The 21,217-nt window shown below is 70.4% G+C and carries 20 protein-coding genes and 1 pseudogene; 9 read left to right on the top strand and 12 right to left on the bottom strand.

The features are described 5' to 3' along the window. Positions 1-15 precede the first annotated feature (15 nt). Complete coding sequence (locus tag V1227_RS39870; RefSeq protein WP_329790234.1) at positions 16-462, bottom strand: hypothetical protein; 447 nt, start codon at positions 460-462, stop codon at positions 16-18. A 525-nt stretch (positions 463-987) separates the two neighbouring features. On the opposite strand from V1227_RS39870, the gene V1227_RS39865 reads away from it, so the two are divergent. Together V1227_RS39865 and V1227_RS39860 are read left to right on the top strand one after the other, a co-directional pair. Next, positions 988-1,611: a class I SAM-dependent methyltransferase gene (locus tag V1227_RS39865; RefSeq protein ID WP_329790233.1), complete on the top strand. Its 624-nt coding sequence runs from the start codon at positions 988-990 to the stop codon at positions 1,609-1,611. Positions 1,612-1,647: 36 nt separating this feature from the next. Continuing rightward, positions 1,648-2,154, top strand: coding sequence for a hypothetical protein (locus tag V1227_RS39860; protein WP_329790232.1), 507 nt, complete (start codon positions 1,648-1,650; stop codon positions 2,152-2,154). Between the two features lie 174 nt (positions 2,155-2,328). On the opposite strand, the gene V1227_RS39855 is transcribed toward V1227_RS39860, so the two are convergent. Next, positions 2,329-2,565: a hypothetical protein gene (locus V1227_RS39855; protein WP_329790231.1), complete on the bottom strand. Its 237-nt coding sequence runs from the start codon at positions 2,563-2,565 to the stop codon at positions 2,329-2,331. 314 nt (positions 2,566-2,879) lie between these two features. Here V1227_RS39855 and V1227_RS39850 point away from each other — a divergent pair, with 314 nt between their 5' ends. The 5 genes and pseudogenes from V1227_RS39850 to V1227_RS39830 form a co-directional block, all read left to right on the top strand. Continuing rightward, on the top strand, positions 2,880-4,388 hold the full coding sequence (locus tag V1227_RS39850; protein ID WP_329790230.1) for an NCS1 family nucleobase:cation symporter-1: 1,509 nt from the start codon (positions 2,880-2,882) through the stop codon (positions 4,386-4,388). Continuing rightward, entirely contained in the window at positions 4,385-5,227 is an 843-nt protein-coding gene (locus V1227_RS39845; RefSeq protein ID WP_236219030.1) for a nitrilase-related carbon-nitrogen hydrolase, read from the top strand. Before V1227_RS39850 ends, V1227_RS39845 begins: the two co-directional genes overlap by 4 nt. Beyond that, complete coding sequence (hydA, locus tag V1227_RS39840; RefSeq protein ID WP_329790229.1) at positions 5,224-6,609, top strand: dihydropyrimidinase; 1,386 nt, start codon at positions 5,224-5,226, stop codon at positions 6,607-6,609. The genes V1227_RS39845 and hydA overlap by 4 nt, the downstream gene beginning before the upstream one ends. A gap of 16 nt (positions 6,610-6,625) precedes the next feature. Then, positions 6,626-7,618, top strand: a complete 993-nt coding sequence (locus tag V1227_RS39835; RefSeq protein ID WP_329790228.1) for a TIGR03842 family LLM class F420-dependent oxidoreductase — start codon at positions 6,626-6,628, stop codon at positions 7,616-7,618. A 16-nt stretch (positions 7,619-7,634) separates the two neighbouring features. Next, positions 7,635-9,587 (top strand): annotated as a pseudogene (locus tag V1227_RS39830) (tetratricopeptide repeat protein); the annotation flags it as partial. Between the two features lie 83 nt (positions 9,588-9,670). Here V1227_RS39830 and V1227_RS39825 read toward each other — a convergent pair. From V1227_RS39825 to V1227_RS39785, 9 genes are all read right to left on the bottom strand, one after another. Then, positions 9,671-10,603, bottom strand: coding sequence for an NUDIX hydrolase (locus tag V1227_RS39825; protein ID WP_329790227.1), 933 nt, complete (start codon positions 10,601-10,603; stop codon positions 9,671-9,673). Next, positions 10,600-11,712: a glycosyltransferase family 4 protein gene (locus V1227_RS39820; protein ID WP_329790226.1), complete on the bottom strand. Its 1,113-nt coding sequence runs from the start codon at positions 11,710-11,712 to the stop codon at positions 10,600-10,602. The genes V1227_RS39825 and V1227_RS39820 overlap by 4 nt, the downstream gene beginning before the upstream one ends. Continuing rightward, positions 11,709-12,611 (bottom strand): phosphatidylinositol mannoside acyltransferase, encoded by a 903-nt coding sequence (locus V1227_RS39815; protein ID WP_329790225.1) that lies wholly within the window; start codon positions 12,609-12,611, stop codon positions 11,709-11,711. The genes V1227_RS39820 and V1227_RS39815 overlap by 4 nt, the downstream gene beginning before the upstream one ends. Then, complete coding sequence (gene pgsA, locus V1227_RS39810; RefSeq protein ID WP_329790224.1) at positions 12,608-13,210, bottom strand: phosphatidylinositol phosphate synthase; 603 nt, start codon at positions 13,208-13,210, stop codon at positions 12,608-12,610. The genes V1227_RS39815 and pgsA overlap by 4 nt, the downstream gene beginning before the upstream one ends. Positions 13,211-13,911: 701 nt before the next feature. Next, positions 13,912-14,751: a helix-turn-helix domain-containing protein gene (locus V1227_RS39805; RefSeq protein WP_329790223.1), complete on the bottom strand. Its 840-nt coding sequence runs from the start codon at positions 14,749-14,751 to the stop codon at positions 13,912-13,914. A gap of 308 nt (positions 14,752-15,059) precedes the next feature. Further along, positions 15,060-15,239, bottom strand: a complete 180-nt coding sequence (locus tag V1227_RS39800) for a hypothetical protein (protein ID WP_236222443.1) — start codon at positions 15,237-15,239, stop codon at positions 15,060-15,062. Positions 15,240-15,295: 56 nt separating this feature from the next. After that, positions 15,296-15,844 (bottom strand): HIT family protein, encoded by a 549-nt coding sequence (locus V1227_RS39795; protein ID WP_329790222.1) that lies wholly within the window; start codon positions 15,842-15,844, stop codon positions 15,296-15,298. Further along, entirely contained in the window at positions 15,841-17,889 is a 2,049-nt protein-coding gene (thrS, locus tag V1227_RS39790; protein WP_329790221.1) for a threonine--tRNA ligase, read from the bottom strand. The genes V1227_RS39795 and thrS overlap by 4 nt, the downstream gene beginning before the upstream one ends. A 33-nt stretch (positions 17,890-17,922) precedes the next feature. Next, positions 17,923-18,414 (bottom strand): GNAT family N-acetyltransferase, encoded by a 492-nt coding sequence (locus V1227_RS39785; protein WP_236222439.1) that lies wholly within the window; start codon positions 18,412-18,414, stop codon positions 17,923-17,925. Between the two features lie 138 nt (positions 18,415-18,552). Between V1227_RS39785 and V1227_RS39780 the strand changes: the two genes are divergently transcribed. Together V1227_RS39780 and V1227_RS39775 are read left to right on the top strand one after the other, a co-directional pair. Then, the gene (locus V1227_RS39780) at positions 18,553-18,867 is read left to right on the top strand and encodes a hypothetical protein (protein ID WP_329790220.1); all 315 of its coding nucleotides are present in this window, start codon (positions 18,553-18,555) and stop codon (positions 18,865-18,867) included. Then, positions 18,864-19,310, top strand: a complete 447-nt coding sequence (locus V1227_RS39775; protein ID WP_329790219.1) for a hypothetical protein — start codon at positions 18,864-18,866, stop codon at positions 19,308-19,310. The genes V1227_RS39780 and V1227_RS39775 overlap by 4 nt, the downstream gene beginning before the upstream one ends. An 80-nt stretch (positions 19,311-19,390) precedes the next feature. On the opposite strand, the gene V1227_RS39770 is transcribed toward V1227_RS39775, so the two are convergent. Then, positions 19,391-21,034: an AMP-binding protein gene (locus tag V1227_RS39770; protein WP_329790218.1), complete on the bottom strand. Its 1,644-nt coding sequence runs from the start codon at positions 21,032-21,034 to the stop codon at positions 19,391-19,393. Between the last annotated feature and the right edge of the window lie 183 nt (positions 21,035-21,217).

Here is a 21,217-nt window from a genome sequence, read left to right as displayed (position 1 = left end):
TTTCGACGTGCGAACTCAGCCGTTGATGGTCGGGAGCATGCCCGAGAGAACGGTCGGGTTCGGCACGGCGCCGTTGACCGGCAGCGCGGACAGCGACGGCGACGGCAGGTTGCCGACGCTCGCGGTGCCCGGCAGGTCGCCCGGGTCGGGCAGGCCGGCGATCTCGCCGATCTGGGCCGCGATCGGGTAGCCGACGGACCGCTCCTGCGCCGCGGCCGGAAGGCCGGGGAGAGCCGGCAGGTCGCCCGCGACGGGCAGGCCCACGCGCGGCAGCTGGACGGCGGCACCCGACTGGAGCGGGGTCGCGTGCCGCGTGGCGTCGGTGATCAGCTTGTCCGCGCCCACCTCGGGAAGGCCGGTCCCCAGCTGCGGGGCTTCGGCGGCGCTGGCCGAACCCGCGAGGAGCGGGGCGGCGCTGGCGGCGAGCAGAGCGGCGGCACGGAACAGTCCGGAACGAGACACAGTTTTCCTCAATCTGGTTTTGGGGACCGATCTTCGATTACATCGGCGCGTTCAGTTCGCGGATTAACCCGCTCGATCGGGTGTTCAGGGCTTGAACCGCGGGCCACCGGAGTTCCCGCGGTCGTCGTGTGACCTGGTGGAGCATCGTTGACCTGCCGAAAGTGAGTGGACCGCCCATCCGCACGTTCCACCACCACAACGAAAATGTCTTGTCGTCACGTCCGAACGCACGGCCTTCGGTCACCGTCGGTACACACCGGACGGCGTACGCCGTCCCTATCAGGTGAGATCGGTGCGCCGGGTCGGGCTGTCCCTGGAGGAGGTCCGACCGGCACCGTCCCGTTCGGACTGACCGCCGCGGGCGCACCGGGTTCCTCCTGTCCACTTTGGAAGCGCAGAGGTGTTCACGTTGCACCGCGTGACCCGCGCACTTGCGTGCAACTGTTCTCGTTCGGCTCCCTGGTCCGCACGGCGCACTGCGCCGGTTGATCACGGGGCGGCGGCGAACCCGGTAGAAGTGGCCTCATGTCCGCAGAAGACGACGCCCGCCGCCTCCAGGCGGCCAACCCGACCGGCTGGTTCGAAGACCTCTACGCGGCCGCCGGCGCCGGCACCGCCTCCGTCCCGTGGGACGTCCCCCACCCTCAGGCGCACCTCGTCGAGTGGGCGAACGGCCTCGACGGCACTGGCAGGAGCGCGCTGGTCGTGGGCTGCGGTTTCGGCCGCGACTCCGAGTTCCTGGCCTCGCGCGGGTTCGACGTGACCGCCTTCGACGTCTCCCCCACCGGCATCGCCGCCGTCCGGGCGCGCCACCCGGGGTCCTCGGTGTCCTACGTGGTGGCGGACCTGCTGAACCCGCCCGCCGAGTGGCACCGCGCGTTCGACCTGGTCGTGGAGAACATGACCGTGCAGGCGCTGCCACCGGCGCTGCACGCCGAGGCCGCCGGGAGGGTCGCGGGCCTGACCGGCGGGACGTTGCTGGTGCTGGCCGTGGCGCGGGACGAGGGGCCCGAGCCGGACGGGCCGCCGTGGCCGCTCACGCGGGCCGAGGTCGGGGCCTTCGCGGCGGACGGGCTCACCGAGCGGTCGGTCGTCAGGGACAACGGCCGGTGGATGGCCGAGTTCGTTCGGCAAGTGGCCATGAACTGACAATTTATGGGGGACTTCCGCCGCTTAGCGTGAATCATGCTCGTTCGTCGGCTGATCGCCCGTCTGCTCGACTGGCTCCTGGTGCTGGTCGTGGCGTGGCCGTTGGTCCACGAGCCCGTGCTGGTGGTGGCTTGCGCGGTGGTCTACGACGCCCTGCTGCTCCGCCTGAACACCTTCGGCAAGGCGCTGACGGGGTTGCGGGTCGTGGGTTCCGCGTCCGGCCTGAGCCTGCGGCGGGCGCTGACCCGCACGCTCGTCACCACCGCTCTGCCGGGTGTGGGCGCGGTGCTCGTGCTGGTCGGTCTGGGCTGGCGGGAGCCGGCGCTGATGGCGGGCCTCGGCTTGCAACAGCCGTGGGTCGTCATCGGCGAGCACGTCACCGTGGGGCCGACCGGCTGGGTCGCGTCGTTGCTGCTGGTCGGAGGATTCGCGTTGCTCGTGCTGTCCGCCGTGGAGGCGCTGGACCTGCGCGGGACGCGGACGTGGCACGACCGGAAGGCGGGCACGGCCGTGGTGCGGCTCAAAGTCGCTGCGAACTCCTGAGCCGGATCGGAGAAAGGATCCTCCAGCCGCACCACACGCCTACCGGTGACGTGATCCGGTCCGTGCGACGCAACGGTTCGTGTGCCTCCCACACCTCACGGGAGGCGAACCCGTTGATGCGCGAGGCGTCCTCCCAGACCGGGAACAACGCCGGGCTGATCGCCGCCACGGCCTTCAGCGGCTGCCGGGACGCGAGGTCCAGCACGCCGAACCACCCATCGACACGTCCAGCGCGGCCTCGAACGGCACGGGCGGCGTCCGCGAGACCCAGTACTCCTCGCCGCCGTCGACCACGGCGCACCGGAACCCGCACCCGTCGAGGAACCGCGGCAGCCCGAGCGCCTCCCACCACGCGACGCTGCCGCCACGGCCGTGCAGCACGAGCACCACCGGACCGGACGACCCATCCACGCGCCCCACGGCATCGGCTGAACGGGTACAGGTTCGGCGGAGGGCACCACGCCGCCGGGCCCGGTCCAGCCGGGCAGGCGGCGGCCGCGCGGGCTCAGGACGGCGCTCGTCGCACCCGCCGCGACCAGGCCCGCGCCGCCGAGCAGCAGAGCACGCCGGGGAAGCACCATGCCCGGCAGGGGAACACAATGTGCGCCGATCATGACAAGCGTGGACACTCTGACACTGCCACACCTGCGGCGGCGGACCCAGGATTCCGGGGTGGAATCAGACCGGGTTGGCATTGTTTCAGCAGCGTAACAGGGGGTTGAACGATGGCAGTCAAGTCCTCACCGCCCCAGGTCACACCTGACGGCCGCGTCGAACTGAGCGACGTGGGTCCCATCAGGGACAGCAGGTTCTTCAACCCCGAACTCGCCCCCGTTCCCGTGCGGCAGCGGACGTGGACGACCTACAACTTCTTCGCGCTGTGGATGGGCATGGCGCACAACATCCCCAGCTACACGCTCGCGGCGAGCCTGATCGCGATCGGCATGGACTGGGTGCAGGCGTTCCTCACGATCACCCTGGGCAACCTGATCGTGCTGGTCCCCATGCTGCTCAACAGCCACGCCGGCACGAAGTACGGCATCCCGTTCCCCGTGTTCGCCCGCGCGTTCTACGGCATCCGCGGCGCGAACCTCGTCGCGCTCCTCAGGGCCTTCATCGCCTGCGCCTGGTTCGGCATCCAGACGTGGGTCGGCGGCAAGGCGCTGCACGTCATCATCGGGCGGCTGGCCGGCGAGAGCTGGGCGAACGCGTCGGTCGTCGCCGGGCAGCCGTGGACGTTGTGGTTGTGCTTCTTCGGTTTCTGGGTCGTGCAGATGCTCGTCATCTGGCGCGGCATGGAGGCGATCCGGCGGTTCGAGAACTGGACGGCGCCGCTCGTCAGCGTCGGGTTCCTGATCCTGCTCGGCTACGTGCTGGTGAAGGCGGGCGGCTTCGGGCCGATCCTGCAGACCGGCAGCAAGCTCGGCTGGGGCCCCGACTTCTGGAAGGTCTTCTTCCCCGCGCTGATGGGCATGATCGCGTTCTGGTCGACGCTCAGCCTGAACATGCCGGACTTCACCCGGTTCGGTGGCAGCCAGCGCAAGCAGGTCACCGGTCAGATCCTCGGCCTGCCGACGACCATGTCGTTCATCGCCATCGTCGCGATCCTCACGACGTCCGGCGCGCAGGCGTTGTACGGCGAGGCGATCTGGGACCCGGCGGACCTCGCGTCCCGCTTCGACAGCACCGCCCTGGTGCTGGTCGCGCTGGTGTCGCTGGTGCTGGCCACGATCTCGGCGAACCTCGCGGCGAACGTCGTGAGCCCGTCCTACGACTTCTCCAACGCCTTCCCGCGCCGCATCACGTTCGCCGTCGGCGGCCTGATCACCGGCGTCATCGGCATCGTGATCCAGCCGTGGCGGCTGATCTCCGACCCCGGCATCTACATCTTCGCGTGGCTCGGGTTCTACGGCGGGCTCCTCGCGAGCGTGGCCGGCGTCTTCGTCGCCGGGTACTGGGTGATCAAGAAGACCGAGCTGCACCTCACCGACCTCTACCTGGACGGGCGGGGCGCGTACTGGTTCAACGGCGGCTGGAACTGGCGTGCCGTCGTGGCGACCCTCGTGGGCTCCGTGCTCGCGGTCGGCGGCGCCCACGGCGGTCCGTTCCCGGAGGGCGGCCTGATCCCGTTCCTCAAGCCGCTCTACGACTACAACTGGGTGGTCGGCTTCGCGGCCGGCTTCCTGGTGTTCCTGGCCCTGAAGGACAACACGGCAAAGGAGACGACCAGATGAGCAACATCATCCGGGCGGCGCTCGTCCAGCAGAAGTGGACGGGCGACAAGGAGTCGATGATCGCGAACGCGGTCGAGCACATCCGCAACGCCGCGTCCCAGGGCGCGCAGGTGCTGTGCCTCCAGGAGCTCTTCTACGGCCCCTACTTCTGCCAGGTGCAGGACGCGGACTTCTACTCCTACACCGAGTCGATCCCCGACGGCCCCACCACGGAGCTGATGAAGGAGGTCGCCGCGCAGAACAACATCGTGCTGATCGTGCCGATGTACGAGGTGGAGCAGCCGGGCGTCTACTACAACACCGCGGCCGTGATCGACGCCGACGGCACGTACCTCGGCAAGTACCGCAAGAACCACATCCCCCAGGTGAAGGGGTTCTGGGAGAAGTTCTACTTCAAGCCCGGCAACCTCGGGTACCCGGTGTTCGACACCGCGGTCGGCCGCATCGGCGTCTACATCTGCTACGAGCGCCACTTCCCCGAGGGCTGGCGGGCGCTGGGCCTCGCGGGCGCGAAGGTCGTGTTCAACCCGTCGGCGACGTCCCGGTCGCTGTCGGAGTACCTGTGGAGGCTGGAGCAGCCCGCCGCGGCCGTGGCGAACGAGTACTTCGTCGGCGCGATCAACCGGGTGGGCGTGGAACCGTTGGGGGACAACGAGTTCTACGGCCAGACGTACTTCGTGTCGCCACGCGGCCAGCTCGTGGGCGAAGCGGCGTCCGACACCGAGGAAGAGCTCGTGGTGCGCGACCTGGACCTCGACCTGCTGACCGAGGTCCGCGACACGTGGGCGTTCTACCGCGACCGCCGCCCCGACACCTACGAGGGCCTGGTGACGCCGTGAGCACACTCGTCAAGAACGGCCTGGTGATCAACGCGACGGGCTCGCACGCCGCCGACGTCCTCATCGACGGCGAGCACATCGCGGCGCTCGTGACGCCCGGCTTCGCCGTCCAGGCCGACGAGGTGCTCGACGCCGCGGGGAAGTACGTCATTCCCGGTGGCATCGACGCCCACACCCACATGGAGATGCCGTTCGGCGGCACCCAGTCCGCGGACACCTTCGAGACGGGCACGACGGCGGCGGCGTGGGGCGGCACCACCACGATCGTCGACTTCGCCGTGCAGCCCAAGGGCAGCAGCCTGCTGTCCACCCTGGACAGGTGGCACGCCAAGGCCGACGGCAACTGCGCGGTCGACTACGGCTTCCACATGATCATCTCCGACGTGACCGACGAGTCGCTCAAGGAGATGGAGTCGTGCATCGCGGCGGGCGTGAACAGCTTCAAGATGTTCATGGCCTACCCCGGCGTCTTCTACGCCACCGACGGCGAGATCCTGCGCGCCATGCAGAAGGCGCGCGAGACGGGCGCCACGATCATGATGCACGCGGAGAACGGCATCGCGATCGACCAGCTCGTCGCGCAGGCGCTCGCGAACGGCCTGGGCGACCCGGTGCAGCACGGGCTGACCCGGCCGCCGGAGCTCGAGGGCGAGGCCACCTCGCGGGCGATCCAGCTCGCGAAGGTGACCGGTTCCCCGCTCTACATCGTGCACCTGTCGGCGGCACAGGCGCTCGACGCCGTCACGGCCGCGCGGGACACGGGCCAGAACGTGTTCGCCGAGACGTGCCCGCAGTACCTGTACCTGTCGCTGGAGGACCTGGCCAAGCCGGGCTTCGAGGGCGCCAAGTACGTGGCGTCGCCCCCGTTGCGCCCCAAGGAGCACCAGTCGTCGCTGTGGCGCGGGCTGCGCACCAACGACCTGTCCGTCGTGAGCACCGACCACTGCCCGTTCTGCTTCAAGGACCAGAAGCAGCTGGGACTCGGCGACTTCTCCAAGATCCCCAACGGCATGCCCGGCGTCGAGCACCGCGTCGACCTGCTGCACCAGGGCGTCGTCAAGGGCGAGATCACCCGCGAACGCTGGGTCGAGATCGTGTCGACCACGCCCGCGCGGATGTTCGGCATGTACCCGCGCAAGGGCGTGATCGCACCGGGCGCCGACGCCGACGTCGTGGTCTACGACCCGGCGGCCACGCAGACGATCTCCGCCGAGACCCACCACATGGCCGTGGACTACTCGGCCTACGAGGGCTTCGAGGTCACCGGCAAGGTCGACACCGTGTTCTCGCGCGGCCGCAAGGTGATCGCCGACGGCGCCTACCGCGGTTCGACGGGCCACGGCCGGTTCGTGTCCCGCGACCTCAACCAGTACCTCGTGTGAGAAAGGCGGAACCGCCGTGGACTTCGGCATCGTGCTGCAGACCGACCCGCCGGCGCGGGACGTCGTGGAGGGCCTCCGCGCGGCCGAGGACTGCGGCTTCCGCTACGGCTGGACGTTCGACTCCTGCGTGCTGTGGCAGGAGCCGTTCGTCATCTACTCGCAGGTGCTCGGCGCCACCAAGGACATCGTCATCGGCCCGATGGTCACCAACCCGTCCACCCGCGACTGGTCGGTGACGGCGTCGTTGTTCGCGACGCTGAACGACATGTTCGGCAACCGCACGGTCTGCGGCATCGGCCGGGGCGACTCGGCCCGCCGCGTGATCGGCCAGAAGCCCGCCTCCCTGGCGACGCTGGGCGACGCGATGCGCGTGATCAAGGAGCTCGCCGAGGGTCGCGAGGTCGAGCACCACGGCACCGCGGTGCGGATCCCGTGGGTGCGCGACGGGAAGCTCGAGATGTGGATGGCCGCGTACGGTCCCAAGGCGCTGAAGATGGTCGGCGAGCAGGCCGACGGCTTCATCCTGCAGACCGCCGACCCGGACATCGCCCGGTGGACGATCGGTTCCGTCCGGGAGGCCGCACGGGCCGCCGGGCGGGACCCGTCGGCGATCACGATGTGCGTGGCGGCGCCCGCCTACGTCGGCACGGACCTCCCGCACCAGCGCGACCAGCTGCGGTGGTTCGGCGGCATGGTCGGCAACCACGTCGCGGACCTCGTCGCCCGCTACGGCGACTCGGGCGTGGTGCCCAAGGCCCTGACCGACTACATCAAGGACCGCGAGGGCTACGACTACTCCCACCACGGCAAGGCGGGCAACCGGTCCACCGACTTCGTGCCGGACGCGATCGTGGACCGCTTCTGCCTCGTGGGACCGGAGTCGGCGCACGTCGAGCGGTTGCAGGAGCTGAAGGAGATCGGCGTGGACAACTTCGCGCTGTACCTGATGCACGACGAGAAGGACAAAACGCGCGACGCCTACGGATCGGCGATCATCCACGCCGTTTAGGTCCATACTGTCGTGCATGTCTGACGATCTGCCGTTACCGGACGTGTCCAACAACGCGGAGGGCACGTCCGGGCAGGTCAACCAGTTCGGCGTCGTCCACGGTGACGTGCACGTCGGCGGTGCCTCCCGGCCGGCTGCGCTGCCGTTGCGGGTGGGCCTGGTGCCGCAGCGCGCCGGGTCGTTCCAGCACCGCGGTGTGGACGTCCCGGACCGCGCCGTCCTGACGGGGATGGGCGGCGTCGGCAAGACCCAGCTCGCCGCCGACCACGCCGAACGGCTGTGGCACGCGGGCGAGGTCCGGGTGCTGGTGTGGGTCACCGCGGCTTCCCGCGACGCGATCGTCTCCAGCTACGCCGACGCGGCCGCGAAGATCACCGGGCGGGCCGGGAGCGCGCGGACGTTCCTGGAGTGGCTCGCCGAGACCCCGGAACCCTGGCTGGTCGTGCTCGACGACGTGCAGGCGCCCGCGGACCTGCACGGCCTGTGGCCACCGGCGTCGGGGCGCGTCGTCGTGACGACGAGGCGGCGGGACGCGTCGCTGCGCGGGGACCGGCAGGTCGTCGACGTGGACGTGTTCAGCGCCCGGGAATCGGTGGCGTACCTGACTTCCGCGGCCGGTGGCGCCGACGGGGCCGCCGAGCTGGCCGAGGACCTCGGGCACCTGCCGCTGGCACTGGCCCAGGCGGCCGCGTACGTCCTCGACCGGCAGCTCTCGTGCGCGCAGTACCGGACTCGTCTGGCGGAGCGGCGCCTTGCCGCCGTGGCACCGGACGACCTGCCCGACGAGCACCGGGCGACGGTCGCGGCGACCTGGTCGCTGTCCGTGGAACGAGCCGACTCGCTGCGACCGCAGGGCGTGGCACGTCCGCTGCTCGCCATCGCGAGTGTGCTGGACGCCAACGGGATCCCGCTGGAGGTGTTCACCTCACCGGCGGTGCTGGGGTTCCTCGGCGTGGACTCCTCCGACGCGCGGGACGGGCTGAGCTGCCTGCACCGGCTCAGCCTGGTCACCTTCGACGCCGGGGCCGGATCGGTGCGGGTGCACGCGCTGGTGCAGCGCGCCACCAGGGACGCGGCCGACCTGGGCGCCGTCGTGCGCGTCGCGGCCGACGGGCTGGCTCAGGCGTGGCCGAGGACCGAGCGCGGCACCGAGCAGGGGCAAACCCTGCGCGCCAACGCGGAAGCCCTCCTCGCGTCCGGTGGCGAGGCCCTGTGGGACGGCGCCTGTCCCCCGGTGCTGTTCCGCCGGCTGGAAAGCCTGGTCGACGTCGGTCTGCTCGCGGAGGCCGTGGAATCGCTGGAAGGCCTCCTGCCGACCGCCGTCGAACACCTGAGCCCGCGCCACCGCGACGTCCTGGCGATCCGCCGCCTGCTGATCCACTTCGGGAGCGAGACGACCGACCCGGCCGGGGCGATCACCGCCTACCGCCGGCTGCTGCCCGAACTGCTGGAGGCCGTCGGCCCCGACGACGTCCAGACGCTGCTCCTCAGGCGGGGCATCGCGTGCAGCCACGGCGTGGCCGGTGATCCGGCCCGTGCCGCCGCCGACCTGGGCCGGCTGCTCACCGACCAGCTCCGCGTCCTCGGTCGCGACCACGACGAAACGTTGACCACCAGGCACAACATCGCGTTCTGGCGCGCCCAGGCCGGCGATGTCGCGGGCGCGCTCGCCGAAGCGCGACGGCTCCTCGCGGACCGGGTCGACCTGCTCGGCCACGACAACGTCCAGACGATGATCACCCGCCAGAACATCGCCGACATGATCGGCAAGGCGGGCGACCCGGCTTCGGCGGCGGCGGAGACCCGGCTGGTGCTGGCCGACCGGAGCCGCGTCCTCGGCCCCGACCACGCGCAGACCTGGATGAGCCGGACCGGCCTCTCGCACTGGCTGTACGAAGCGGGGCAGGTGGCCGAGGCGGCGGCCGAGGCGAGGAAGCTGCTCGAGGACCGGATCCGGGTGCTCGGCCCGGCGCACCCCGAGGTCGCGTCCACCCGCGCATCGTTCCTGTACCTGGCCGAGAAGTCCCGCGAGGCCGCGGGGTTCTGGGACTCTCAGCGGACTGAGCGGGTCTCGCCGTCCCACTCCGAGCGCAGCGACCCCATCAGCTCGGCCAGCTGGACCGGGTACACGGTGTCCTCGGTGGCTTCGAGCTCTTCCGCGCTCCACCAGCGGAACGTGGAGATCGTGGTCTCCTCGACGTCGTCGAAACCCGACGTGTCGACCTCGACCCCGTCGACGGACGCGTAGAAGAACCACTCCTCGGCGTCGAAGCTGAACACCGTGCGGCGACGCCAGACCGGGCCGACCAGCTGCTCCGGCGCGAGCTTCACTCCGGTCTCCTCGAACGTCTCGCGGACGGCCGCGTCGCGCAGCTCCTCGCCGTCCTCCACACCGCCGCCGACGGTGAACCAGAACAGCTCCTGCGGCCGTGCGGGGTCGAAGCCCTGGAACAGCAGCACGCGGCCTTCCGCGTCGGTCAGCACGACGCGCGCGGACGGGCGGGGCTTGAGCATCACCGCGTCGGACGGGGCGGTGGGCTCCGCGATCTCGAAGTACGACGGCTGCGGCGCGGTGCCGGAGAGGCGGAGCCAGCGGACGACCCTGCGGCGGCGCTGCAGGAGCGTGTCGCGCACGGCGTCGTTGTGGACCCTGCGCGCGAGCACGACGCGTTCCTCGGCGTCGGCGAGCTCGAAGGCCGCCGCCGGGGCCAGGGACGAGCGGTCCAGGGCGGCGAGCAGGCCGGAGAGCTCGTTCTCGGCGAGCTCGCGATCGGCGCGGGAGGCGGACTCGGCCTTCGAGGCGGCAGCGGCCAGCGCGGGGTCGAGCAGGGCGCGGACGACGACCGCGCGGCGGGCCAGTGCCGCGTCGAGGGCCGCCCAGGCCGCGTCGGTGCGGACGTGCAGGCGGTCGAGGCGGTTCGCGATGCCGAGGACCCAGGCGGCCAGGAGGAGCGTGACCGCGACGACGACCAGGAAGGCGGTCATGCCTCGCTCACCCGGCGCGGGTCGGCGGCGATGGCGGTCTCGTAGACGCGCAGCACCTGGCTCGCGACCACGGACCAGTCGAAGGCCTGCACCCGTTGCGATCCGAGGTCGACGTACTCGGCGCGCAACGCCGAGTCGCGCAGCACCGAGCGCAACGCGTCCGCCAGCGCGGCCGCGTCGCCGACCGGGAACAGCGCGCCCGCCTTGCCGTCGTCCAGCACGCGGCGGAACGCGTCGATGTCGCTCGCCACGACCGCCGTGCCGGCGGACATCGCCTCGGTGAGGATGATCCCGAAGGACTCGCCGCCGGTGTTCGGGGCGACGTAGACGTCGACGCTGCGCAGCATCCGCGCCTTGTCCTCGTCGCTCACCTGGCCGAGCAGGTCGACCCGGTCGGCGTGCGGCCCGTCGAACGAGGACTCGCCGCGGCCCACGACGAGCAGCCGCAGGTCCGGGAACTCGTCGGCGATCAGGCCGAACGCCTCCCACAGGATCGGCATGCCCTTGCGCGGCTCGTCGTAGCGGCCGACGAAGCCGATCGTGCCGCCGGGGCGCGGGTAGCCGTCCAAAGTGGACGCCGAGGCGAAGAAGTCGACGTCGACGCCGTTCGGGATCTCCACCGCGTCGCCGCCGAGGTGCTCGACCTGGACCCGCCGGGCCAGCGCGGACACCGCGATGCGGGCCGTGACCTTCTCGAGGAACGGCTGCAGCACTCCCTGGAACGCCGATAGCATCTTCGAGCGCGGCGTCGAGGTGTGGAAGGTGGCGACGATCGGGCCGTCCGCGACCACCAGCGCCAGGAACGACAGCGACGGCGCCGTCGGTTCGTGCAGGTGCAGGACGTCGAACTGGTGCTCGTCGATCCAGCGCCGCACCCGCGCGTACGAGACGGGGCCGAAGCTCAGCCGCGCCACGGACCCGTTGTACGGGATGCCGACCGCGCGGCCCGCGGACGTGACGAAGTCCGGCAGCTGCTGGTCGTCGTCGGCGGGCGCGAGGACGTCGACGGTGTGCCCGAGGCCGATGAGGGCGCGCGCGAGGTCGACGACGTGCGCCTGCACTCCCCCGGGCACGTCGAGGGAGTACGGGCAGACGATCCCGACCTTCACCGGGCGAGCCTCCTGGCCAGCGCGGCACGGCGGCTCTCCGGCAGGTCGGCGAGCCACAGCTTCTGCAGCATGTGCCAGTCTGCGGGGTGCGCGGCGATGTCGGCCGCGAACACGTCCGCGACCGCCTGCGTGGCCGTCTGGACGTTGCTGACCTTGATCGGCGGGTGGATGCGGAAGTGCCAGCCGTCCTCGGTGAACCAGCACCCGACCGGCAGCAGCGCCGCCCCCGTCGTCGCAGCGAGGTGCGCCGGCCCCGCGGGCATGAGCGTCTGCTCGCCGAAGAACGTCACGGGCACCCCGGACGACGTCAGGTCCCTGTCGCTGAGCAGGCACACGACCCTGTTGTCCCGCAACCGCTCGGCCAGCACCGTCGCGGGTGGACGGTCGCCGCCGTGCAGCGGCAGCACCTCGAAGCCGAGGGTCTCGCGGAACTCCACGAACTTGCGGTACAGCGACTCGGGCTTCAACCGCTCGGCCACCGTCGTGAACGTGCCGGAGTGGCCGACCAGCCACACCCCGGCCATGTCCCAGTTGCCGCTGTGCGGCAGAGCGGCCACGGCACCGGTGCCCGCCGCGAGCGCCGCGTCGAGGTTCTCCACGCCGGACACCTGCGAGTCGCACTTCTCGTACGCGGCCTTCAGGTCCATCGACGGCAACCGGAACGCCTCGCACCAGTACCGCGCGTACGACCGCACCGAGTCGCGCACCAGCTCGTCGAGCTCCTCGTCCCCCGCCTGCGGCACGACCCGCCGCAGGTTCGCGCGCAACTGGTCGATGCTCGTGCCACCACGCTTCACCGCGTAGTCGGCACCGGCCCGGAACAACCCGCGAGCCCACGCCTCCGGCAACAGGCGGATCAGCCGCCACCCGGCGCTGTACCCGAGCGTCGCGAGGTTCACGCGGCCTCCCGCGCCGACTTCGCCACGGCGAAGATCCGCTGCAACACCGTCACCACGGTCATCGCCGCCAGCAACCACAACGAGACGTCCAGCAGGTACGGCACACCCAGCCCCTGCACCCCGGCCCCGACGAGCGCGACGATGGACCGCTCGGCCCGCTCGGCGAGCCCACCGTCGGCGGACAGCCCGTTCGCGTCGGCACGCGCCTTCACGTACGAGATCACCTGCGACGCCACCAGGCAGATGAACCCGGCCGCCGCCGTCCACCGGTTGCCGGTGTCGAACGCGTACCAGGTGAGCGCCGCGAACAACGCCCCGTCCGCGATGCGGTCACAGGTGGCGTCGAGCACCGCCCCGAACCGCGTCGGCCCCTGCGCGCGAGCCATGGCCCCGTCGATCAGGTCGAGCAGCACGAAGAACGCCACGAGCGCGCAGCCGACGAACAACTGCCCGCGGGGGATGAACCACAGAGCGCTGGCGACGGCACCGACCGTGCCGAACACGGTGACGGCGTTGGGCGTGAGGCCACGCGCCAGCAACCACGCCCCGATCGGATCGGTGACGCGCGAGACGGACGCGCGAGCGAAGATGTTCAGCATGGCAGGTCGCAGCCTAGCTGGACTGGTGAAACGCGCGGCTCGCGGGTGAGGCGGGGCGCGGGGGGCCGGGGCGCGGGGAGGTCGGGGCTGCGGTGGCGGACCGAGGTGGCGGACCGAGGTGACGGACCGAGGTGGCGGCGGCAGGCGGCGACTGTGGCGAACCTGGATGCGCGGTGACGCTCGGCGGTAGCTCGCGGTGGTCACAGGCGACGCCCGGCAAGCGGCCGGCCGCGGGCGGCGGCTGCGGCGAGCAGCGGCGGGACGCGCAGCACGACCTGTTCGCAGCGCCCACCACTCCACTTGTCGGAATGTCAACATTCCTACAACCGGCGCTTGTCGGAATGTTGACATTCCGACAAGCGGCACGCTGACAGCCCGGCCAAGACCCCGGGACAGCAGGGAGGCGAACCAGTCAGCACCGCACCAGCCGCAGCGCCACGATCAGCCCGCCCGAGCCCACAACAGGTCGCGCCAACGACGCGAACCTGGCGCAGCCCCGACCCCTCTGCCGGACCGACCCCTCTGCCGGACCGGCGCCGACCCCGAACGCGAAGCCCGGAGCCACGCGAGCCAGCGCCCCCACACGCGACACCCAGGGCCACGCGAGCCGGCGCCTCCCGAACCCGACGTCCAAACCGCCCGAGCCGGCGCCTCCCCGAACTCCCTCCAGGGCCGCCCGAACCAACGCCCCCGGCCCAGGGCTACAGGAGCCGCCGATGATCCTCGGCGATGCGCTTCAACAACCCCTGCAACTCCTCCCCCCGCACCGCCAGCCTCTCCAGCCGCCCGAACAGCGCGAGGTACTCCCGCACGTCCAGCGGATCGGTGATCGTGGCGTTGCCGGTGAGCACGCTGACCGTCACCACGCGCTCGTCGTAGATGTGGAAACCGTGCAGGGCCACCACGTTCGCGTCGGCCGACCACGGGACGACGCCGAGGCGGACGTTCGGGCGGCGTTGCATGGCGGCCAGGTGTTCCACCTGTTCGGCCATTTGTTCGGGGGTGCCCATCCGCCAGCGCAGGGCTGCTTCGGAGAGCACGAACACGAACTGCTTCGCCAGGTCGTCCATTCGGGAACGGCGGGTGCGCAGGGCGGCCACCGCGGCCTCCTGCTCCGAATGCGGCATCGTCCCCAGCACGATGCGCAGGTAGGCCTCGGACTGCAGCAGCGAGGGGACCAGGTTGACCTGGAAGAACCTCGATGTCGCGGCGCGGGCCTCCACGCGGCTGATCGTTTGCTGGTGGCGGTGCGCTCCTCGGTGCAGCACGACACGACGGGTTTCCGCCTCGGCGTGCAGCGACCTGGCGAGTTCGACCAGTTCGATGCGCGTCTCTCTCGCGGCGGCCAGTTCCGCCACGAGACGCTCCACGTCCGTGACGGACGGGAGCAGCATGCCGTTCTCGATCTTCGACAGCTTGGACTGGCTCATCCCGGTGGCACGGGCGGTGGCCGTGCCGGTCATCTTCGCCTCGGTGCGCAACCGGCGTAGTTCACGCGAAAGCCGTTCTCTCGCTAATCGCGAACGCTCAGGTGCGGTCATGTTCGCACCGTAACCATTCGCACACGGTGAGACGATCGGCCATAGGCGGGGACTTGGTTCGCAGTTGACACCTCCAGGTGGGTGATCTCACCTACCTGGAATCGCTTTGTGCTGGCTTCACGTCTCGATCGACCGCGGAAATGCACCCGAAAGATGTAATCGAAAGCCATTCCACCCGGAGACGAAACAGCGCCGATTGTCCAGTCAGGACAACATGAGTGGTTTTTGTCACTCTTTTGTCCAAGAATTAGTACCGCCGTCAATCACACTTCGACGGACTAAACGCTCTGTTTAGCCGACGAGGTGCGTCAAACGGACTTCCGCGCTCGCAAAACGGAGCGCACGGCGAAGCCGATGGCGCCGAAGATCAGCACGAATGCGATGAGGCCGAGGCCGGGGGCGTCGTCGTGCTGCGCGTACAGCAGGGCGGCGACGCCGAGCGCGGCGACGAGGAGGCAGGCCACGAGAGGCAGCAGCAAGCGAAGCATGGATCGACTATCGCGCGCCATCTATCGAAAGTCAACAGATAGTCACCGCGAAACGATCAGTCGATCGCCTTCCAGCCGTCCGCCAGCAGCTGCCGGGTCTCCCCCAGCAGCTGCGGGAGCACCTTGGTGTGCCCGATGACCGGCATGAAGTTCGCGTCGCCGCCCCACCGCGGCACCAGGTGCTGGTGTAGATGGGCGGCGATGCCGGCGCCCGCGACGACGCCCTGGTTCATGCCGATGTTGAACCCGTGCGGCGCCGCCACGTGCCGCACGACCCGCATCGCCTTCTGCGTGAACGCGGCGAGCTCCGCGGTCTCCCCGGCGGAGAGCTCGGTGTAGTCCGCCACGTGCCGGTACGGCAGGACCATCAGGTGGCCCGGGTTGTACGGGTACAGGTTCAGCAGCGCGAAGACCTCGGACCCGCGCGCGACGATCAGGCCGTCGGCGTCGGACAGCTCCACCACGCGGCAGAACGGGCAGCCGGCGGGCTCGTCGCCCTCGGCCTTGCCCGCCCCCTGCACGTACGACAGGCGGTGCGGGGTCCACAGGCGCTGCAACGCGTCCGGGACCCCGACACCGGCCTGCTCGGAGAACTCAGGCGTCACGAGAGCAGTTCCGCCGTGGGCGAGGCGTTCTCCCGGCGCCCGACCCAGTCGACGATCTGCTCGACGGCCTTCTCCACCGGCACGCCGTTGATCTGCGTGCCGTCGCGGAACCGGAACGACACCGCGTTCGCCTCCACGTCCTTGGCACCGGCCAGGAGCATGAACGGCACCTTCTGCATGGTGTGGTTGCGGATCTTCTTCTGCATGCGGTCGTCCGAGGCGTCGACCTCGACCCGGATGCCGGCCTTCTTCAGCGTCTCGCGCACCGCGAACAGGTGGTCGGCGTTCTCCGAGGTGACCGGGATGCCCATGACCTGCACCGGCGCGAGCCACGCCGGGAACGCGCCCGCGTAGTGCTCGGTCAGCACGCCGAAGAAGCGCTCGACGGAACCGAACAGCGCGCGGTGGATCATGACCGGGCGCTGGCGGGAGCCGTCCGGGCCGGTGTACTCCAGTTCGAACTTCTCCGGCAGCATGAAGTCGAGCTGGATCGTCGACATCTGCCAGGTGCGGCCGAGCGCGTCGCGCGCCTGCACGGAGATCTTCGGGCCGTAGAACGCGGCGCCACCGGGGTCGGGCACGAGTTCCAGGCCGGACTCCTCGGCCACGGAGGCGAGGGTCGCGGTCGCCTCCTCCCACACGTCGTCCGGGCCGACGAACTTCTGCGGGTTCTTGGTGGAGAGCTCCAGGTAGAAGTCGTCGAGGCCGTAGTCGCGCAGCAGGTCGAGCACGAAGTTGAGCAGCGACTTCAGCTCGTCGCGGATCTGGTCGCGGGTGCAGAAGATGTGCGCGTCGTCCTGCGTCATGCCGCGCACGCGGGTCAGGCCGTGCACCACGCCCGACTTCTCGTAGCGGTAGACCGAGCCGAACTCGAACATGCGCAGCGGCAGCTCGCGGTAAGAACGGCCGCGCGACTTGAAGATCAGGTCGTGGAACGGGCAGTTCATCGGCTTGAGGTAGTAGTCCTGGCCCGGCTTGCGGACCGTGCCGTCGGGGTCGACCTCGGCGTCGAGGTGCATCGCCGGGTACATGCCGTCCTTGTACCAGTCCAGGTGACCGGAGACCTCGAACAGCTTGCCCTTGGTGATGTGCGGCGAGTAGACGAACTCGTAGCCCGCCTCGGTGTGGCGCTGGCGGGAGTAGTCCTCCATCGCCTTGCGGATGATGCCGCCCTTGGGGTGGAACACCGCGAGGCCGGAGCCGATCTCGTCCGGGAACGAGAACAGGTCGAGCTCGACGCCCAGCTTGCGGTGGTCGCGGCGCTCGGCCTCGGCCAGGCGCTCCAGGTACGCGTCCTGCGCCTCGGCGGACTCCCACGCGGTGCCGTAGATGCGCTGCAGCTGCGGGTTGTTCTCGTTGCCGCGCCAGTACGCCGCCGCCACGCGGGTCAGCTTGAACGCCGGGATGTGCTTGGTGGTCGGCACGTGCGGGCCACGGCACAGGTCGCCCCACACCTGTTCACCGGAGCGCGGGTCGAGGTTGTCGTAGATCGTCAGCTCGCCGCCGCCGACCTCCATGACCTCGCTCGTGTCGACGTCGCTCTTGATGTCGACGAGCTCGAGCTTGAACGGCTCGGACGCCAGCTCGGTCTTCGCGGCGTCGACCGACTCGACGACGCGGCGGGAGAACCGCTGCGAGGACTTGATGATCTGCTTCATGCGCTTCTCCAGCGCCTGCAGGTCCTCGGGCGTGAAGGGCTTCTCGACCTGGAAGTCGTAGTAGAAGCCGTCCTTCACGGGCGGGCCGATGCCGAGCTTGGCCTCGGGGAACTGCTGCTGCACCGCCTGCGCCAGCACGTGGGCGGCGGAGTGGCGGATCACGCTGCGACCGTCCTCGGTGTCCGCGGCGACGGCCTCGACCTCGACGTCGACCCGCGGGGTCCACGACAGGTCGCGCAGGTGGCCCTCGGCGTCGCGCACGACGACGATCGCGTCGGCGCCCTTGCCCGGCAGACCGGCCTCGCGCACGGCCGTGCCCGCCGTCGTCCCAGCCGGAACCACCACGCGCGGCGGGTTCTGGGCGACTGCTGGGCGCGACTCGGACACGGTGACTCCTAGTTCGAAGAAGGTGATTGCGGATCAGATGTTATCGGTGCTCAAGATGGACATGACGATCGCGTCGTGGAAGACGCCGTCCCACAGCAGGGCGTCCCTCAGCCTGCCCTCCTCGCGGAAGCCGAGCTTGGAGTAGACGTGGATCGCCCGTTCGTTGAACTCGTACACCTCCAAGTCCACACGATGGAGGTCCAGTTCGCCGAACGCGTGGTCGAGGACGTGCCGGATCGCGGCGGTTCCGAACCCCTTGCCGAAACCGTCCCACATCGCGATCCGCAGTCCCGCCGAGCGGTTGTGCGGATTGATGGTGAGAACGACCTCGCCCAGGAACTTCCCGTCCTCCGTTATCGCGCGCGTGTAGCGGTTGGGGTCGTTCAGGGTCCGTTCGACGTAGGCCTCGTAATCCGCGAGCGTGAACGTCGCGTGCGTACCCGTGAGCCGGTTCACCTCGGCGTCGTTCGGCCGCGGTTCGGCCATCGCCTGTGCGAACTCCTTGCGGAGCGGTACGAGTTCCATCCTCCGATTGAAGCGGGTGCGCGCAACCCGTTTCCGCCCCGAGATACCTACGCAGCCCTTCTGAGTGGTTTTCCGGATGCGTTCACGCGCTCGCGGCGAGCACCCTGTGGTCCCCGGCCCGCCGAATGGAGCACCGACATGTCCGACCTGGTCGTCGAATGCCCGGTCCGCCTCACCGAGTCCAACCGGGACGAGCTGCGCCTGCTCTACGCCGACCTGCGCGACCACTACGCGCGGCGCGACGCCCGCAACGGCACCCGCACGACGCTGCACTTCGTGTGGTCCGGCGTCCTCGACCCCGAGCTGTTCGGCGCCACCTTCGCCGACCAGCGCCACGTCTTCGCCGCCTCCCGCCCGGTGCTGAACTCCGCGCGGGAGCCCGAGGTCCTTCAGGAAACGAACAGGTGGCTGTCAGCCCCGCCTCAGCAGAGCGGCGCATCGTTGAGGACATGAGCGAGCAGGGACAGACGCCTCCACCGCGGGAGCCGTCGCAGGACCGGGCGCAGAACGACCCGCGGGCCGCCCGGCCCGCACCGGACCAGGCCACCACCCCGCTGCCGGCCGACGCGGCGGCCGGTCAGCAGCCCGCCCCGGACCAGCCGGCGGCGGAACCTCCGCCGCCTGCGGCAGCGACCCCTTCGGTTGCGGTACCGGCACGCCCTGGCCGGGTGAGGCGTCTCGCGGGCCACCGCGCCACCCAGGTGGTCGCCGCGGGCCTGCTGGGGCTCGTCCTCGGCGGCGGCATCGTGGGAGCGGTCGCCGCTGACCGGTCCGACCACCGCGGCGGGCCCGGCCACGCGCGCGTCCACGAACGCGGCGACCGCGAACCCGACCGGGGTGACCGCTTCGAGCAGCGCGGACCGTTCGGCGAGCGCGGAGACCGCTTCGAGCGGTGACACCGACCGAGCGCGCGGCTCACGTCCTGCCCGAGTCCCCGACGACGTGGGCCGCGCGCTCCCCGGAACCGGGAACGCCCTCAGCGGGCCTGCGGTCCCAGCCGGATCGCCAGCAGCTGCCGCCGCACCACCTTGCCGGTCGCGTTGCGCGGCAGCTTCGGCACGACCACGACCTCGCGCGGCACCTTGTGCCGCGCGAGGCGCGTCCGCACGAACTCGCGCAGCTCCCGCACGTCGATCCGCGTGCCCGCCACCGGTACGACGAAGGCGCGCAACCGCTGCCCGTACTCGGGATCCGGCACGCCGAGCACCGCCGCGTCGCGCACCCGGTAGTGCGTCATCAGCAGGTTCTCGACCTCGACCGGGTACACGTTCTCGCCACCGGAGACGATCATGTCGTCCTCGCGGCCGTCGAAGTACAGCCGGCCGCTGGGGTCGAAGTGGCCGAGGTCGCCGGTCGCGACCAGGCCGTCGATGGAGTCCTTCTGCGTGCCGTCGGTGTAGAGGTCGACGGTCAGCGAGCCGCGCACGTAGATCCGGCCCGTCACGAACGAGCGCGTGATGCGGTTGCCGTCCTGGTCGTAGAGGCGCACGACGCAGTTGTGCGGGGGCAGGCCGACGCTCGACGGCGCGGCGGCCAGGTCCTCCGGTGTGGCGATGGTGGCGACGGCGACTTCCGTTGAGCCGTAGAGGTTGTAGAGCACCGGGCCGAGGACGGCCTGGGTGCGCTGCACGAGCTCCGGTGAGATCGGCGCGCCCGAGGAGAAAACGACCTTGAGGTGGGACAGGTCGAACGAGTCGAGCACGTGGCGGTCGAGCTCCATGATCCGCTGCAGCATCGTCGGCACCAGCACGAGCGTCGTGCAGCGCTGGCCCTGCACGGACCACAGCGTCTTGCGCGGGTCGAAGCGGCGGTGCAGCACCGCGCGCGAGCCCAGCGACATCGCGAGCGTGAGGTGCGAGTAGCCGACCGAGTGGAAGATCGGGGCGGCGATGAACGTCGACTCGCCCGAGCGCATCGGGATGCGGTCGAGGAAGTCCGACGCGGTCAGCACCGACTTGATCTCGCGGGCCGTGCCCTTGGGAACGCCGGTCGTGCCGGACGTCAGCTGGATGACGACGCCGGGCTCGCGCGGTGGTTCCAGCTCGCCCCGCGGCGCCTTGGCCACCAGCTGGTCCAGCGTGGGCGTGCGGCGGTCCAGGCCGTCGCGCGACCAGGAGAGCCAGCGCGGGATCGACGGCGGCAGCTGGTGGAACAGCGGCGTGAACTCCTCGTCGTGGATGACGAGTGACGCCCGTTCACGCTGCAGGAGGTCGAGGACGACCGGGGCGCCGAAGCCCGTGTTCACCAGCAGGACGCGGACGCCGAGCTTCGCGCACGCCAGCAGCGACTCGACCATGCCGCGGTGGTTGCGGCACATGAGCGCGACGATGTGGGTGTGCTGCACGCCCAGCGCGCGCAGGCCCTGCGCGATCGCGTCGGACCGCCTGTCCAGCTGGCGGTAGGTGACGGAGCCGCGCTCGTCGACGACCGCGACGCCGTCCGGGTTCAGCCGGACGGACCGGCGCAGCGCCGTGACGTTCGGCCCCCAGACCTTGACCTCCCGCAGCGCCTGCATGGACATCTTGACGTTCGTGATGCTCACCATGCCGGCGGCGGACAAGACGCGCAGCGAGTGCACCCGGCCCATGGCGTCGCGGAACACCTTGCGCAACCCTGGCATCAACAGCTCCTCGCGCTGCAAGTCCCCGAGGTGTTCGGACGGTAACTGCCCGCAAGGCTCTCGCCAAGGGTTGTTCCCTGCGGAATGTGCATGACAACACGACATCCTGGGGTGTAAACGTTTTCAGGCCGCCCGGATCCGAACCGTGACCATTCCCGCCCGTTTCGAAACCTGCCGTCTGCT

It is taken from the genome of Lentzea sp. DG1S-22 (genome assembly GCF_036321065.1).
Taxonomy (GTDB): Bacteria; Actinomycetota; Actinomycetes; order Mycobacteriales; family Pseudonocardiaceae; genus Lentzea; species Lentzea jiangxiensis.
Note: the sequence above shows the minus strand (reverse complement) of the source record. Positions and strands in the feature narration are given on the sequence as shown.